Raw genomic sequence first — 15,376 nt, 5'->3', positions numbered from 1 at the left:
CAAAAGGTACTCTCATAACTTATGAATTATGCACTGGAAATAGCGCAGCTGACCAAAACCTATGCGGGTGGCGTCAAGGCATTGCGCGGTATCAATCTGAACGTGGAGGCGGGGGACTTTTATGCCCTGCTCGGGCCGAACGGCGCCGGGAAATCCACCACCATCGGCATTATCAGCTCACTGGTCAACAAGACGGCGGGCACGGTGCGAGTGTTTGGTTACGATATCGATAAGGATATCGTTAATGCCAAGCGCCAGCTCGGGCTGGTGCCGCAGGAATTCAACTTTAACCCGTTTGAAACCGTGCTGCAGATTGTGGTCAACCAGGCGGGATATTATGGCGTGGAACGCCGCGAGGCGATGGCGCGGGCAGAAAAGTACCTCAATCAGCTCGATCTCTGGGGTAAACGTAACGAGCGGGCGCGTATGCTGTCTGGCGGGATGAAACGCCGCCTGATGATTGCCCGTGCGCTGATGCATCAGCCCAAACTGCTGATCCTCGACGAACCGACAGCCGGGGTGGATATCGAGTTGCGTCGCTCGATGTGGGGCTTCCTCAAAGAGCTGAACGCCCAGGGCACCACCATTATCCTGACCACACACTATCTGGAGGAAGCAGAAATGCTGTGCCGCAATATCGGCATCATCCAGAACGGTGAGCTGGTAGAAAACACCTCGATGAAGGGGCTGTTGGCCAAGCTGAAGTCCGAAACCTTTATCCTCGATCTGGCGGCGAAAAGCCCATTGCCCCATCTTGAGGGTTACAACAGCCGTTTGACGGACACCTCCACGCTGGAAGTGGAAGTGATGCGTGAGCAAGGTCTGAACGGTCTGTTCACCCAACTGAGCGCGCAGGGGATCCAGGTCCTGAGTATGCGTAACAAGGCCAACCGGCTGGAAGAGCTGTTCGTCAACCTGGTGAACGGCAATGGAGAACAAGCATGATGCATTTGTATTGGGTGGCCTTGAAAAGCATCTGGGCCAAAGAGATCAACCGCTTCGCCCGCATCTGGATCCAGACGCTGGTACCGCCAGTGATCACCATGACCCTGTATTTCATCATCTTTGGCAACCTGATTGGGTCGCGTATTGGTGAGATGCACGGTTTTGATTATATGCAGTTTATCGTGCCGGGCCTGATCATGATGGCGGTGATTACCAACTCCTACGCCAACGTGGCGGCATCATTCTTTAGTGCCAAGTTCCAGCGCAATATTGAAGAGCTGCTGGTGGCACCGGTACCGACGCACGTGGTGATTGCCGGTTATGTTGGCGGTGGCGTGGCGCGTGGTATCTGTGTGGGGATCCTAGTGACGGTGATCTCGCTGTTCTTCGTTCCGCTGGTGGTCCATTCCTGGTGGGTGATCGCGGTGACGCTGTTGTTGACGGCGATCCTGTTCTCGCTAGGCGGTTTGCTTAATGCCGTCTTTGCCAACACCTTTGACGATATCAGCCTGATCCCGACCTTTGTGCTGACGCCGCTGACCTATCTGGGCGGGGTATTTTACTCGCTGACGCTGTTACCGCCGTTCTGGCAGGCGGTCTCCAAACTGAATCCGATCGTCTACATGATCAGCGGTTTCCGCTTCGGTTTCCTGGGCATTTCCGACGTGCCGTTAGCGCTGACCATGCTGGTGCTGGTGGCGTTCATTGTGGTGTTCTACGGGCTGGCCTGGTATCTGATTGAGCGTGGCCGCGGCTTGCGTTCCTGATGTCATTTCCCTCCTCCGTTGCCGGGGGAGGGAGTTTATTGATTTAGCACATACATCATCTAAATCTATAGAATTAAGGCAATAAGCCCTTTCTCCCGGCGATTTAAATCGTGCTATGCTGGCGCTCCACATTTTTTTCATTTTTTCATGACGCACTCGTAAGCAGAACAAACCATGCAGCCTCAACATAAGATAGCAGCAGGGCTACTCGGCATTGTTATGTCGTTGTTGGCTCCGGCGGCGTTGGCGGATTTACTGTCAGAAGACAGCGCTGTTCAAGCCCAATACATGGAAGTGCAGCGTAACAGCGAGGTTTATTCGTTGATCGGTGAGCATGTGATCCCGGTCGGTGAAGTGAAAAAAGGGCAATTGATCCAGATGTTCCCGGCGGATGCGGAATATTACGAGCTTAAGTTTGGCTATGGCACCGGCTTTATTGATAAAAACGACGTTCGCGCCATCAGCAAAACCCGTAAGGTGAAGGACGACCTGGGGGATCTGAACAAACCGCTGACCAATCAGAATCTGATCACCCAGCGCGCAATTAACGTCTACACGGCGGCGGATAACAAAAGTGAAATTTTTGGCGTACTGGAAGAGAACCTGCGCTATCCGATTATCGGCAAGCTGAAAGATCGGCTGAATAATACCTGGTACGAGGTCAATATCGGCGATCGTCTGGGATTTGTCAGTGAGTTGGACTGTGAAGTCGACAACGGCATTCCGGTGCTGACCTATCACCACCTGCTGAAAAATGAAGAGAACAAACGTTTCCGTAATACCTCAACCACCACCTCGGACGTGGCCTTCAGCAACCAGATGACCTATTTGAAGCAGACGGGTTATGACACCATCTCGATGTATCAGCTGGAAGCCTACCTGAATAATCAAATCAACCTGCCGGGTAAAGTGGTGTTACTGACTTTTGATGACGGGTTGAAGTCGGTTTATCGCTATGCGTATCCGGTACTGAAGGATTACGGTTTCCGCGCGACGGCGTTTATCATCTCTTCGCGTATCAAACGTCACCCACAGAAATGGAACCCGGATTCGCTGCAGTTTATGAGCATTTCAGAGCTGAAAACGATCCAGGATGTGTTTGATATCCAGTCACACACCCATTTCCTACATCGTACCGATGGTAACCGTCGGCCGATCCTGCTCAGCCGTTCACTGCACAATATCGAATTCGACTTTGAGCGTTCAAGACGGGCGTTAGAGCAGTTTAATCCGCATGTGCTGTACCTTTCCTATCCCTTTGGTGGTTATAACCAAAAGGCGATCCAGGCGGCAAAAGATGCCGGGCTGCATTTAGCCGTGACCACGGTGCAGGGGAAAGTGAAACCGGGTGATAATCCTTATACTTTAAAACGGCTGTATATCCTGCGTACCGACTCCATCCCCACCATGGCGGAGCGGATAGCCAACAAGTCAGGTGCGTTACCGGGCGTGACGGTAACAGAATAGAGAGAAGACGGGCGCTTAAAGCGCCCGATTTTTTAGGCAACCTGAACGGGGACGGCTTTTGCCTTGCGTTGCAGGTGGTTGTCACCTTCGAAGTAGGCGACTTTGGGGTGGTGCTGGCGGGCATCGGCATCGCTCATCTGCACGTAAGAACAGATAATCAGTTTGTCACCCACGCAGGCACAGCGGGCGGCCGCACCGTTGACCGAAATAATGCGCGAACCGCGTTCGGCGGCGATGGCATAGGTGGAGAAACGTTGGCCGTTATCCACGTTGTAAATATCGATCGCTTCATATTCCAGGATCCCGGCGGCTTCCAGAAAATCCTGGTCAATGGCGCAGGAGCCTTCGTAGTGCAGGTCAGCCTGAGTCACTTTCACCCGATGCAGCTTGCCTTGCAACATAGTACGTATCATAGCGTTACCTAACTGAATATCGGCCTTTTCAGGCGGCTGAAGAAGAACTGCTTCCTTGCACTATTTATCGTCACCGAAAACCCGGCCAGTCTACCGCCAACCGGGTAAAAACGGCAACGACTGTACAACAAATGGCTTACTGAGTCAGGTCGACCTGCTGATTATCGATCAGGCGGGCTTTGCCCAACCAGGCAGCCATCAGCACCACGGCACGGCGGCTTTCTACGCCCAGCGGTTGCAGCGTGTCTGCATCGCGAATAAACAGCTCGTCTGGGGTGAAACCTGCTGCGCGCAGCTTTTCGGCCGTCTGCGCCAGCAACTCTTCGATGTGGCGTTCGCCGTTGCCGAGCTGCTCTGCCAGGGCGTTCATGATTTTGCTCAACTGTGGCGCGATCTTGCGTTCTTCTGCGGTGAGATAGCCGTTGCGGGAGCTTAGCGCCAGCCCGTCTTTGGCGCGCACCGTTGGTACGCCAACGATATCAATGTCATAGCCCATATCCGCCACCATCTTGCGGATCAACGCCAACTGCTGATAATCCTTCTCGCCAAAGCAGGCCAGATCCGGTTGGATCAGATTGAACAGTTTGCTGACGATGGTGGAGACACCGCGGAAGTGGCCCGGACGGCTGGCGCCTTCCAACATGGTGGAGATCACCGGTACGTCAACGCTGGTATGTTCTTCCAGCCCTTTGGGGTAAATTTCGGCCGGGGCAGGGGCGAAGATCAGCTCGACATTACGGCGATTGAGCTTTTCACAATCTTCCTGCAAGGTGCGCGGATAGCGCTCCAGATCGTCTGCGCGTTCGAACTGCAGCGGGTTAACGAAAATGCTCACTACCACCACGTCGGCACGGGCGCGGGCTTCTTCCACCAGCGTCATATGGCCTTCATGCAGATTGCCCATGGTGGGCACCAGCGCAACGCGTTTGCCCTCTTGCCGCCAGCGGCGGATCTGTTGGCGCAGCAGTGGCAGGGTTTCGATAATTACCATTCCATAACTCCTCGGTGCCCCCTCGGTGTGAAGTACCGAGGGATAAGCTAGTTAGCTATCAATCGTGGCCGGTCACTCAGTTGAACGAGTGCGCTTCGTCGGGATAAATACCTTGCTCGACTTCCCGAATATACAGCTGCACGGCGCCGCGAATATCGCCGCCCTGCGCCAGAAAGTTTTTGGCAAATTTAGGGGTATGGCCGCCGGTGATCCCCAAGGCGTCATGCATTACCAGGATCTGGCCATCGGTAGCATTGCCGGCACCAATACCGATCACCGGGATCGACAAGGCTTCAGTAACCTGGCGGGCCAGTTCGGTCGGTACGCACTCCAGCACCAGCAGTTGCATACCGGCCAGTTCCAGATTCTGGGCGTCGATCAGCAGTTGCTTCGCCGCCAACTCGTCACGCCCCTGCACCTTGTAGCCGCCAAACACGTTGACGGACTGTGGCGTGAGGCCGAGATGGCCGCACACGGGGACGGCGCGCTCCGTGAGCATTTTCACCGTTTCGCAGAGCCAACTGCCGCCTTCTATTTTGACCATGTTGGCCCCAGCGCGCATCACCTCGGCCGCGCTTTGGCAGGCAAGCTCAGGCGTGGCGTAACTCATGAAAGGCAGGTCGGCCAACAGCAGGCTGGCTGGTGCCCCACGGCGTACCGCGCGGGTATGGTAAGCCACGTCGGCCACGGTTACCGGCAGCGTTGAGTCATGCCCTTGCAGCGTCATCCCCAGCGAGTCGCCGACCAGCAATACTTTAATACCTTGTTCTTCAAACAGCTGGGCAAAGCTGGCATCGTAGGCGGTAATAGTCGCAAACTTGCGCTGCTCCTGCTTCCACTGGCGTAAATGGCTCAGGGTGGTAGGTTTCATCACAACGTCTCCTGCAGTAACCGCGCGGCCTGGATTTGTAGCACGGTGGTAAAAAGTGTTGTCATTCTACTGTAACCCTTCAGGGGTGGGTAGCTCCGATGCTGATGGTTAAGATGTTCTTAAGAAGCTTATGATGTAATGGTCTGTCCAAAGGGAGAGCGCATGAGAATTCTGTTGATTGAAGACGATAAACTGATCGGTGATGGCATCAAGGCGGGCTTGACCAAGCTGGGATTTACCCTCGACTGGTTCACTGATGGCATCGTCGGTAAGAACGCCCTGGACAGTGCACCTTATGATGCGGTGATCCTCGATCTCAGCTTGCCGGGATTGGACGGGTTGGATTTGCTGCGCCAGTGGCGTCAGGCCGGGCAGGATGTGCCGGTACTGATCCTGACCGCGCGTGACGCGTTGGAACAGCGTGTCAACGGGTTGCAGAGCGGAGCCGATGACTATCTGTGCAAGCCGTTTGCCCTGACGGAGGTTGCCGCGCGTTTACAGGCGTTGATCCGCCGCCGCCATGGGCAACTGACGCCTCAACTGGTCCACGGCAAGCTGGTGTTTGATGCCGCATCCCGCAGCGTGAGCTGCAACGGTGAGCCCGTGACGTTGACCCCGCGCGAACTGGCGGTGCTGGAACTGTTTCTGCACAACAAGGGGCGCGTGCTGGCACGGCCGCTGATCCAGGAAAAACTGTATAACTGGGATGATGATGTGAGCAGTAACGCGGTTGAGGTTCACATCCATCATCTGCGGCGCAAGCTGGGTAACGGCTTTATCCGCACCGTACATGGCGTGGGTTACACGCTGGGGGATGAGCCGTGAAATCATTGAGTTTGCGGTTGCGGTTGATCCTGATCTTCAGCCTGCTGGCATTGCTGACCTGGTGTTCCGCCAGCGTGGTGGCGTGGATGATGACGCGCCACAATATCAACGAAGTGTTCGACACCCAACAGATGCTGTTTGCCAAACGGCTGGCGACCGCCGATCTGGGGGATTTGCTGGCTAATCAGCAAGTGCGCAGCCTGCCAAAAACCAAGAAGATGCTGAACCACGGCAAGCGCGGAGAGCAGGACGATGATGCGTTGGCGTTCGCCATCTTTTCCCACGATGGGCGCATGCTGCTCAACGACGGTGAGAACGGTGAGGATTTTCAGTTTGACGGTGAGCGGCAAGGGTTTGTCGATGGTCAACGCAAAGGAGATAGCGACAGTTGGCGGTTGCTATGGCTCACCAGCCCGGATGGGCGTTACCGCATTGTGGTCGGCCAGGAATGGGATTATCGGCAGGATATGGCGTTGGGATTGGTGATGGGGCAGTTGCTGCCCTGGCTGGTGACGTTGCCGATCCTGATGTTGTTGATCGCCCTGATGGTTGGCCGCGAGCTAAGACCGTTGCGCGAGGTGGCCGCCAGCCTACGCCAACGAGCCCCAGACGACGCTACGCCGCTGAATGCACACCAGGTACCCAGTGAGGTGCGTCCGCTGGTGGAGGCGCTGAATACGCTGTTTACGCGCATTAATAGCCTGCTGGTGCGTGAGCGGCGGTTTACTTCGGATGCAGCCCATGAGTTGCGTAGCCCATTGGCGGCATTGCGTGTGCAGACCGAGGTGGTGCAACTGGCGGGCGACGATGTGCCCATGCGTGAACATGCGGTGAATAACCTGACGGTGGGTATCGATCGAGCCACGCGCCTGGTGGATCAACTGCTCACCTTATCCCGGCTGGACTCACTCGCCGATTTGCACGGTCTGGCCTTGGTCGACTGGAGCCAACTGGTGCCGATGACCTTGGCGGAACTGGATCGACAGGCGCATACCTCCGGGATCACGCTGCGTTACCAGCAGCAGGGCGAACCTCCCGCATTATCCGGCCAGCCGCTGCTGTTATCGCTGTTGGTGCGCAATCTGGTAGACAATGCGGTACGTTACACTCCGGCCGGTGGCACGGTAACGGTCACGCTCAGCCAGTGGCAACTGGCGGTAGAGGACGACGGCCCTGGCGTCACGGCTGAGCATCTGGAAAGACTGGGTGAGCGCTTTTATCGCCCACCGGGGCAGGAACAGGTGGGAAGCGGGCTGGGCTTGTCTATTGTGCAGCGGATTGCCAGTCTGCATGGATTAGGTGTTAGCTTTGCCAATCGGCAGGAGGGTGGATTTATCGCGACGTTAACCTTGTCTGGGGGCGGTATTCAAGCCTTGGGCTGATGCCACAGCGTCATGCCGTTTTTTGGCACACGTTGCAGGCACTCCGCCAGGGTTTCACCGTCTGGGAAAACCAGGTCCGGAGCGATATCCGCCAACGGGTAGAGCATAAATTCACGTTGTTTCAGGCCGTAATGGGGCACGGTGAGACGCTCGGTGTCGATCACCAGATCGCCGTACAGCATCATATCCAGATCCAGCGTACGAGGGCCCCAGCGCTCATCTTTGCGCACTCGGCCCTGATTACGTTCTATCGCCTGGGTGTGATCGAGCAGCTGTTCCGGTGGCAACTGAGTATCCAGTGCCACCACCGCGTTGAGATAATCCGGCTGGTTCTGTGGCCCCAGCGGTTTGGTGCGGTACAGCGGTGAGCAAACGATCAGACGGGTGCGTGGAATATGCTCCAACGCCTCCAGCGCGGTATTCACCTGTTGCAAAGGTTGCGCCAGATTGCTGCCCAGCGCGATATAAACGCGGATCATTATGCTCCTTCGTTATTCGGAGTCCTGCGGCGTGGGCGGCGCTGACGAGCCCGACGCGGTGCCGGATCTTCGCCTAGCGTGCTCAACATGTTTTTCTGGCGGGCCGCGGTGGCCACCTGGAACTCATCCCACCATTCGGCAAGACGCAGCATCTCCGGGTTGTTTTCCACTTCGGCACGCAGTGCCAGCAAATCATACGCCGCACGGAATTTAGGGTGTTCCATCAGTTTGTGCGCACGCTTGCCCTGGCGACGGGACAGGCGTAACTGCAGTTGCCAGATGTCACGTACCAGTGTAGTGATTCGTTTGGGGATTGCCAGTGAACGGCACTCTTCGTCCAGCACATCGTTCATGGCCAGGGCAAAGGCGTCGTAATAGGCCAGGCCGCTTTCCTGCGCCAGTTTCTGTGCGTGCTCCAGCAGCGGGTACCACAGCATGGCGGCAAACAGGAACGCCGGGTTGACGCGCTTGTCGTTTTGCAGACGGTGATCGGTATTTTTCAATACCTGTTCCAGAATGCGCTCCATCGGCGTGTCGTGATTTGGCGTGAAGTTGCGCGCAATCAACGGGAACAGCGGCTGGAACAATTGATATTCACACAGCTTCAGGTAGGTCTGGTAGCCGTAACCCGTTTGCAGCAGCTTCAGCGCCTCTTCAAACAGGCGAGCCGGTGGGATTTCGTGCAGCAGGGAGGCCAGGCGTGGGATAGGCTCGGCGGTTTCTTCGCTGATGGTCATATCCAGCTTGGCGGCAAAGCGCACCGCGCGCAGCATCCGCACCGGATCTTCGCGGTAGCGGGTTTCCGGATCGCCGATCAGGCGTATCACGCCCTGTTGCAGATCGCGCAGGCCCCCGACGTAATCACGCAGGGCAAAGTCGGCTACGCCGTAATACAGGCTGTTGATGGTAAAATCGCGGCGCTGGGCATCGTCTTCGATGGTGCCGAAGATGTTATCGCGCAGCAGCATGCCGTTTTGGGCCTGCTGGGAAGAGTTCTTGTCAGATTCCTGACTCTGCTCGTGGTGGCCACGGAAGGTAGCGACTTCGATGATTTCCGGCCCGAACATCACGTGCGCCAGCCTGAAACGGCGGCCTACTAGGCGGCAGTTGCGGAACAACTTGCGCACCTGCTCTGGGGTGGCGTTGGTGGTAATGTCGAAATCTTTCGGCTTTTTGCCGAGCAACAGATCGCGTACACCGCCGCCGACCAGATAGGCTTCATAGCCGGATTTATTCAGGCGATACAGCACTTTCAGCGCGTTTTCGCTGATATCTTTGCGCGAGATCGCATGTTGATCGCGGGGGATAACGGTCATTGAGCGCGTTCCCTCTGCGGCTACAAATGGCGGGCGTTTACGCGGCGCTGGACGGCGGGCAGGTGTCTCCCTGCCGCTCTCGGTAGAGCGCGGTGGCGTTGTGGCTAACGGTTCTGCAGGCGCGCTTTCTTCGCGGACTTGGTTTTTATCGCTGGCCGGCGCATCTTCGCGGGTCAACTTGTCATCGCGGATTAGTACCTTACGGCAGAAATTGGCTACTCGGGTAAAAATGGTACACCTCGATAGTGACGGATAAAAATGGCGCTAACAAAAAAATAGCGGCTAATCATAGCTTACCCCAGCTGTTTTGAGAATGCCGTTGTGTTTTCACACGGCGGGATCGCTGGCTGACGCGGCACATTTGCCAACTGCCAATGCTCAACCGCCCAGCTCAATAATAATGGCAGATCAAGATCTTGCCAGTTTTCCGGCAGCGGTTGACGCAGAAATTTCAGGGCAGCAACCAGTACCGGCCGCGGATCGCCAGTGGGCAGGGCGGGGGCATGATTTTGCTTCGACAGTTTAATGCCGTTCTTCCCCAGTGCCAGCGGCAAATGTACATAGGCGGGAACCGGTGCCTGTAATTGCTGATACAGCGCAATCTGGCGCACCGTGGGTTCGATCAGATCGGCACCGCGGACGATTTCGGTCACGCCTTGAAAATGATCGTCGATCACCACCGCCAGATTGTAGGCAAACAGGCCATCACGGCGGCGGATGATGAAATCTTCCTGTGCCAGCGCCGGATCGGCCCGTAGCTCGCCCTGCAACCGATCGTGGAAGGCATATACCGGGTTTGATTGACGTAAGCGGATTGCGGCACCCTGCGGGCCAAGCCGTAACTGGCGGCAATGGCCATCGTACAAACCGCCAATCTGCTGGATGCGGCTGCGGGTACAGGTGCAGTAATAGCTGAGATCCTGGCGTTGCAGCCAATCAAGAGTTGCGCGGTAAGCTTCAGAGCGTTGGGATTGATAGATGACCTGGCCGTCCCAGTGGAGACCATAGTGTTCAAGTGCGAATAAGATACGCCCGGCAGCTCCGGCGACTTCGCGCGGAGGGTCGATATCTTCAATACGTACCAGCCATTGCCCGCGTTGAGCACGAGCCTGGAGGTAGCTTCCCAGAGCGGCAATCAGCGAACCGAAATGCAGATCCCCGGAAGGCGATGGGGCAAAGCGCCCCACATAGTGACTTGCTAGCATATCTGAAGGGATTGCTTCCCTTGACTCTGTGCGGCGCGCGCTATTGGCACGCGCCGCAGGAGGTAACAACTGCTTAGCCGGCCATCTGCTTTTCGCGGATTTCGGCCAACGTCTTGCAGTCGATGCACAAATCGGCAGTCGGACGCGCTTCAAGGCGACGAATGCCAATCTCCACGCCGCAAGACTCGCAGAAGCCGAAATCATCGTCTTCTACTTTCTTCAGCGTTTTCTCGATCTTTTTGATCAGTTTGCGCTCGCGGTCACGGTTACGCAGTTCAAGGCTGAACTCTTCTTCCTGAGTGGCACGGTCTGCCGGATCGGGGAAGTTGGCTGCCTCTTCTTGCATATGCGACACGGTACGGTCGACTTCGTCCCTGAGTTGGTTGCGCCATGCTTCAAGGATGCGCCTGAAATGCGTCAACTGGGCGTCGTTCATGTACTCTTCGCCCGGTTTCTCTTGATACGGCTCCACCCCAGCGATGGCGAGAATGCTCAAGGACGAGGTTTTACGGGTTTGCCCTTCTTGCATATTGCTTCTCCTACATACACACGCACTATACCCTTTAATGCTAGTAGGGTATGTCGAATCCCCAATACGGGGGAAAAACAGGCCGCTATAAATAACAGAAGGGAAGAGGGATGGCAATTATTCCTGTCGCCTGCTTGACAATGGTGTGAAGGAAGGCGTATTTGGCGACGCAATATCCGGTTGTCGATTTATTTGTGCCCGGCACCGCTAGCCAATAAAAAACGGTAACTTAGCGCTTAGCGAGATACCGTCAGGTGATAATTTTGCCCCGTAACAAACAACTTCCACTCCCAACTGCTGAACCTGCGCTAGTAGCACCGCATAATGCTCATCTATATGATTTGCTGGGGTGACCCGATCGATGCCGCTGTGTAACACGGCAAAGAACAGCACCGCCCGCTGCCCTTGTTCAACCACGTTTTGCAACTCACGCAGATGCTTCTGCCCTCTCAGCGTTACGGCATCGGGGAAGTAGCCCTGTTGATGTTGCAATAGCGTGACTGACTTCACTTCAATATAGCAGTCAACCCGATTTTCTGCCTGTAATAACAAATCGATACGGCTGTTTTCGCCGCCATATTTCACTTCGCCGGTGATTTTACTGTAACCGGATAATTCACTGATTATATTCTGTTCAATGGCTTCACGAACCAGAGTGTTGGCCCGCAGGGTGTTGACGCAGATCCAGTCGCCAGCCTGGGTATGCGTCAGCTCCCAACTGTGGGCATATTTGCGTTTGGCATTGTCCGAAGTGGAGTACCAAACGGTGTCTCCTGGCGTAGCACAACCGGTCATGGCGCCGGTGTTGGCGCAGTGCAGGGTAAAGGTTTCACCTTCGGGGGTGATCACATCGGCCAGAAAACGTTTGTAGCGCTTGATGAGCGTGGCCGGTTTTAGCGGTGGGTCAAAAATCATGATTTATCCTGTGGGCCGAGTGGCCACTGCGCTAATTCGTGATAGCGGGTGCGGCCTTGTTCAAACGACGATTGGTAGAGTGAGAAATGGCTGGCGTTGAACAGCCAACCCGGCGTGCCAGGAGGAATAGCGACCGGCTGGGTCGCGGCGCGTAATAACGTGATATGGGGATGAAACGGCATCGAGCTTTGATAACAGCCGCTGCGAGCCGCTTGCGAACGCAGCAATTCCGCCAACTGTAACAGCGCGCGTGGGGGGCGTTTGCTGCCCAACCATACCACTCCGGGGCGCGGCCAGTGGCCAAGATCGTCCAGATTGAGGCTAAAACCCGCCTGTGTGATACGCCCGGCCTGCGTTTTTAGTGCCTGTTCTTTCTGTGCGCTAACTTCGCCGAGAAAGGCCAGCGTCAGATGCAGATTGGCGGCGGCCACCGGGCGGCCATCTTCGGGTTTGAATGCTTCGGCCCGCCAGCGGATCACCTGCTGCTGCAAGGCATCGGGTAGCGACAAGGCGAAGAACAGGCGGCGCGAGCTGGACATGGAACCCCGGTAAATGAATGAAATGCTGAGCCTAATGCTACAATGTGCGCTGTCCATTAACTACCCCATGGAGAGTTTTGTGTCCTCACTGCCCGTCAGCGCGGTTCTTGATGAGCTGCTTGCCGCACTGCAATCTGCCCCGCAGGTGTTGTTGCATGCCCCCACCGGTGCTGGGAAATCCACCTGGCTGCCGTTGCAGATCCTGGCAAAAGCCGGGTTGCCGGGGCGTATCATCATGCTGGAACCACGGCGGCTGGCGGCAAAAAACGTCGCTTATCGGTTGGCACAACAGTTGGGTGAAGAACCGGGCCAGACCGTGGGCTATCGCATGCGTGCCGAGAGCAAAAGCGGGCCACAGACAAGGCTGGAGGTGGTGACCGAGGGCATTCTCACCCGCATGTTGCAGCAGGACGCCGAACTGCAGGGTGTCTCGCTGATTATTCTTGATGAATTCCATGAGCGCAGTTTACAGGCCGATCTGGCCTTGGCCCTGCTGCTGGATGTGCAACAGGGCCTGCGTGACGATCTGAAACTGCTGATCATGTCGGCGACGCTGGATAATGCGCGGCTGTCGCAACTGCTGCCGCAAGCGCCGGTGGTGGTGTCGGAAGGGCGCAGCTACCCGGTTGAACGGCAGTACCAGCCATTACCTAGTCACCAACGGCTGGAGGATGGCGTTGCCTCGGCGGTGAAGCGCCTGTTGGCTGAGCAATCAGGTTCGCTGTTGTTATTCTTACCCGGCGTGGCGGAGATTAATCGCGTGCAGGAACGGCTCATTGGCGAAGTGCCAGCGGATACCGATCTCTGCCCGCTGTATGGCGCATTGCCGTTGGCACAGCAGCAAAAGGCGATCCAACCGGCGCAGCACGGGCGGCGCAAAGTGGTGTTGGCGACCAATATTGCGGAAACCAGCTTGACCATTGAAGGCATCCGCCTGGTCGTCGACAGCGGGCTGGAGCGCGTAGCGCGTTATGACGTCCGTAATGGCCTGACGCGATTGGTTACCCAACGCATCAGCCAGGCTTCGATGATCCAACGCGCCGGGCGTGCTGGGCGTTTGGAACCTGGAATTTGCTGGCATCTGTTTGCCAAAGAGCAGGCGGAGCGCGCTGCAGAACATGCTGAAGCGGAGATCCTGCAAAGCGATCTGGCCAGCTTCTGGCTGGAGCTGTTGCAATGGGGCTGTGTGGATGTGGATCAACTTACCTGGCTCGATCGGCCACCGTTGGCCGCATTAGCCGCCGCTCGCCGTTTATTGCATACCCTGGCAGCTATCGATGACGGCGAGAAGCTCACAACCATTGGTCGCCAAATGGCCGGGTTGGGGTGTGAACCCAGACTGGCGGCTATGCTGTGTGCCGGTGCCAAGATGGGACCCGATGGATTAGCCACGGCGGCGATGTTGGCCGCTTTGCTGGAGGAACCGCCACGCAGCGGGCAGATGGATATCGGTTATTGGCTAAGCCGTCCACAGCCGCATTGGCAACGCCGGGCGGCGCAACTGAGTAAGCGCTTACCGCAGAAAAGTGGGCAGATTGATGCCGATCTGGCCGCTCCTCTGTTAGCGCAGGCTTTTGCCGATCGTATCGCCCAACGGCGTGGGCAGGATGGACGCTATCTGTTGGCCAATGGTTTGGGCGCAGCGATGGCTCAGGATGAAGCGCTCTCCAGGGCTCCCTGGTTGATTATTCCCAGCCTGTTGCAAGGCCATAACAGCCCGGATGCCCGTATCCTGCTGGCGTTACCGATTGAAATTGATGCGTTGGTCGCTCGGTTGCCCGAGATTGTCAGCAGCCAGACCGCCGTCGAGTGGGATGAAGAAAAGGGCACCCTGCGGGCCTGGAAGCGCCAACAGATTGGCCGCTTAACGCTGCGGGTTCAGCCGCTGGCCAAACCGGCGGAAGAGGAACTGCAACAGGCACTGATAAATTGGGTCCGCGCCCAGGGATTGGCGGTACTTAATTGGGACACCGCTGCCGAACAATTGCGCCTGCGTTTACACTGTGCCCAACGTTGGTTGCCAGAGGCCGACTGGCCGCCGGTAGATGACGATACGTTGCTCGACACCCTGGACAGCTGGTTGCTACCGTCATTGAGCGGCGTACGCGATCTGCGTGGATTAAAGCAGGTCAATATCGCTGAAGCCTTGGCCCGCCGGTTAAACTGGCAGCAAAAGCAACGGCTGGATAATGCCCTGCCAACTCATTATGCTGTGCCGACCGGTAGCCGCTTGCCGATCCGCTACGATGTCGATAAACCGCCGGTATTGGCAGTGCGTTTACAGGAGATGTTTGGTGAACAGCGTAGCCCAACGTTGGCTGAGGGTCGCATCCCGGTGGTGCTTGAGTTACTCTCTCCGGCGCACCGGCCATTGCAGATCACCGGCGATCTGGCTGGCTTCTGGCAAGGGGCGTACCGCGAGGTGCAGAAGGAGATGAAGGGGCGCTATCCCAAGCACGTATGGCCAGACGATCCGGCCAATACCGCCCCCACCAGGCGCACCAAGAAATACCAGTAACGAATTCAGATGTTTCTTCTGTTCAGCCCGACAGCATAGGCACAGATTAAGCGACAAAATAACGGACCCGTCGTCTTTCAAGCTGCAGCGTTGTTACCTGCACTATCTCACCCCAGTCACTTACCCAAAAGTAAGCTCCTGGGGATGAGATAGTTTGTCGCCTAGCCGCAGCTTGAAATCCATAGGGTATAAATTGCAGCAAGCGTGGAGAAGA

At 56.5% G+C, this 15,376-nt stretch carries 15 protein-coding genes; 6 read left to right on the top strand and 9 right to left on the bottom strand.

Annotated features, from left to right (window positions below):
• Positions 1-21: 21 nt before the first annotated feature.
• From KGP26_RS23060 to KGP26_RS23050, 3 genes are all read left to right on the top strand, one after another.
• On the top strand, positions 22-945 hold the full coding sequence (locus tag KGP26_RS23060) for an ABC transporter ATP-binding protein (protein ID WP_021806255.1): 924 nt from the start codon (positions 22-24) through the stop codon (positions 943-945).
• The gene (locus KGP26_RS23055; protein ID WP_021179732.1) at positions 942-1,712 is read left to right on the top strand and encodes an ABC transporter permease; all 771 of its coding nucleotides are present in this window, start codon (positions 942-944) and stop codon (positions 1,710-1,712) included. Before KGP26_RS23060 ends, KGP26_RS23055 begins: the two co-directional genes overlap by 4 nt.
• 174 nt (positions 1,713-1,886) lie before the next feature.
• A complete protein-coding gene (locus KGP26_RS23050) occupies positions 1,887-3,179 on the top strand; it encodes a polysaccharide deacetylase family protein (protein WP_223664656.1) in 1,293 nt (430 codons plus the stop codon).
• A 32-nt stretch (positions 3,180-3,211) separates the two neighbouring features.
• Here the strand turns inward: KGP26_RS23050 and panD are convergent, their stop codons facing one another.
• The 3 genes from panD to panB all read right to left on the bottom strand — a co-directional run bounded on the left by panD (position 3,212) and on the right by panB (position 5,454).
• Complete coding sequence (gene panD / locus KGP26_RS23045; RefSeq protein ID WP_024484346.1) at positions 3,212-3,592, bottom strand: aspartate 1-decarboxylase; 381 nt, start codon at positions 3,590-3,592, stop codon at positions 3,212-3,214.
• A 136-nt stretch (positions 3,593-3,728) separates the two neighbouring features.
• The gene (gene panC / locus KGP26_RS23040) at positions 3,729-4,583 is read right to left on the bottom strand and encodes a pantoate--beta-alanine ligase (protein WP_024484347.1); all 855 of its coding nucleotides are present in this window, start codon (positions 4,581-4,583) and stop codon (positions 3,729-3,731) included.
• A 76-nt stretch (positions 4,584-4,659) separates the two neighbouring features.
• Positions 4,660-5,454, bottom strand: coding sequence for a 3-methyl-2-oxobutanoate hydroxymethyltransferase (panB, locus tag KGP26_RS23035; protein ID WP_021806252.1), 795 nt, complete (start codon positions 5,452-5,454; stop codon positions 4,660-4,662).
• A 162-nt stretch (positions 5,455-5,616) separates the two neighbouring features.
• Between panB and qseB the strand changes: the two genes are divergently transcribed.
• Complete coding sequence (qseB, locus tag KGP26_RS23030; RefSeq protein WP_021806251.1) at positions 5,617-6,279, top strand: quorum sensing response regulator transcription factor QseB; 663 nt, start codon at positions 5,617-5,619, stop codon at positions 6,277-6,279.
• Positions 6,276-7,661 (top strand): quorum sensing histidine kinase QseC, encoded by a 1,386-nt coding sequence (gene qseC, locus KGP26_RS23025; protein ID WP_218518925.1) that lies wholly within the window; start codon positions 6,276-6,278, stop codon positions 7,659-7,661. The genes qseB and qseC overlap by 4 nt, the downstream gene beginning before the upstream one ends.
• Here qseC and folK read toward each other — a convergent pair.
• From folK to thpR, 6 genes are all read right to left on the bottom strand, one after another.
• Positions 7,646-8,140 (bottom strand): 2-amino-4-hydroxy-6-hydroxymethyldihydropteridine diphosphokinase, encoded by a 495-nt coding sequence (gene folK, locus KGP26_RS23020; protein WP_021179739.1) that lies wholly within the window; start codon positions 8,138-8,140, stop codon positions 7,646-7,648. The genes qseC and folK overlap by 16 nt on opposite strands.
• Entirely contained in the window at positions 8,140-9,456 is a 1,317-nt protein-coding gene (gene pcnB, locus KGP26_RS23015; protein WP_021806249.1) for a polynucleotide adenylyltransferase PcnB, read from the bottom strand. Before pcnB ends, folK begins: the two co-directional genes overlap by 1 nt.
• Before the next feature lie 293 nt (positions 9,457-9,749).
• Positions 9,750-10,661 (bottom strand): tRNA glutamyl-Q(34) synthetase GluQRS, encoded by a 912-nt coding sequence (gluQRS, locus tag KGP26_RS23010; protein WP_223664655.1) that lies wholly within the window; start codon positions 10,659-10,661, stop codon positions 9,750-9,752.
• A 73-nt stretch (positions 10,662-10,734) separates the two neighbouring features.
• Complete coding sequence (gene dksA, locus KGP26_RS23005) at positions 10,735-11,190, bottom strand: RNA polymerase-binding protein DksA (RefSeq protein WP_021179742.1); 456 nt, start codon at positions 11,188-11,190, stop codon at positions 10,735-10,737.
• Positions 11,191-11,397: 207 nt separating this feature from the next.
• Positions 11,398-12,105 (bottom strand): DNA/RNA nuclease SfsA, encoded by a 708-nt coding sequence (gene sfsA / locus KGP26_RS23000; RefSeq protein WP_021806247.1) that lies wholly within the window; start codon positions 12,103-12,105, stop codon positions 11,398-11,400.
• Positions 12,102-12,644 (bottom strand): RNA 2',3'-cyclic phosphodiesterase, encoded by a 543-nt coding sequence (gene thpR, locus KGP26_RS22995; RefSeq protein ID WP_223664654.1) that lies wholly within the window; start codon positions 12,642-12,644, stop codon positions 12,102-12,104. The genes sfsA and thpR overlap by 4 nt, the downstream gene beginning before the upstream one ends.
• A 67-nt stretch (positions 12,645-12,711) precedes the next feature.
• On the opposite strand from thpR, the gene hrpB reads away from it, so the two are divergent.
• Positions 12,712-15,162, top strand: coding sequence for an ATP-dependent helicase HrpB (hrpB, locus tag KGP26_RS22990; protein ID WP_223665686.1), 2,451 nt, complete (start codon positions 12,712-12,714; stop codon positions 15,160-15,162).
• Positions 15,163-15,376: the final 214 nt, after the last annotated feature.

Origin of the sequence: Serratia sp. JSRIV002 (assembly GCF_019968725.1) — a bacterium.
GTDB classification, from domain to species: domain Bacteria; phylum Pseudomonadota; class Gammaproteobacteria; order Enterobacterales; family Enterobacteriaceae; genus Chania; species Chania fonticola_B.
Note: the sequence above shows the minus strand (reverse complement) of the source record. Positions and strands in the feature narration are given on the sequence as shown.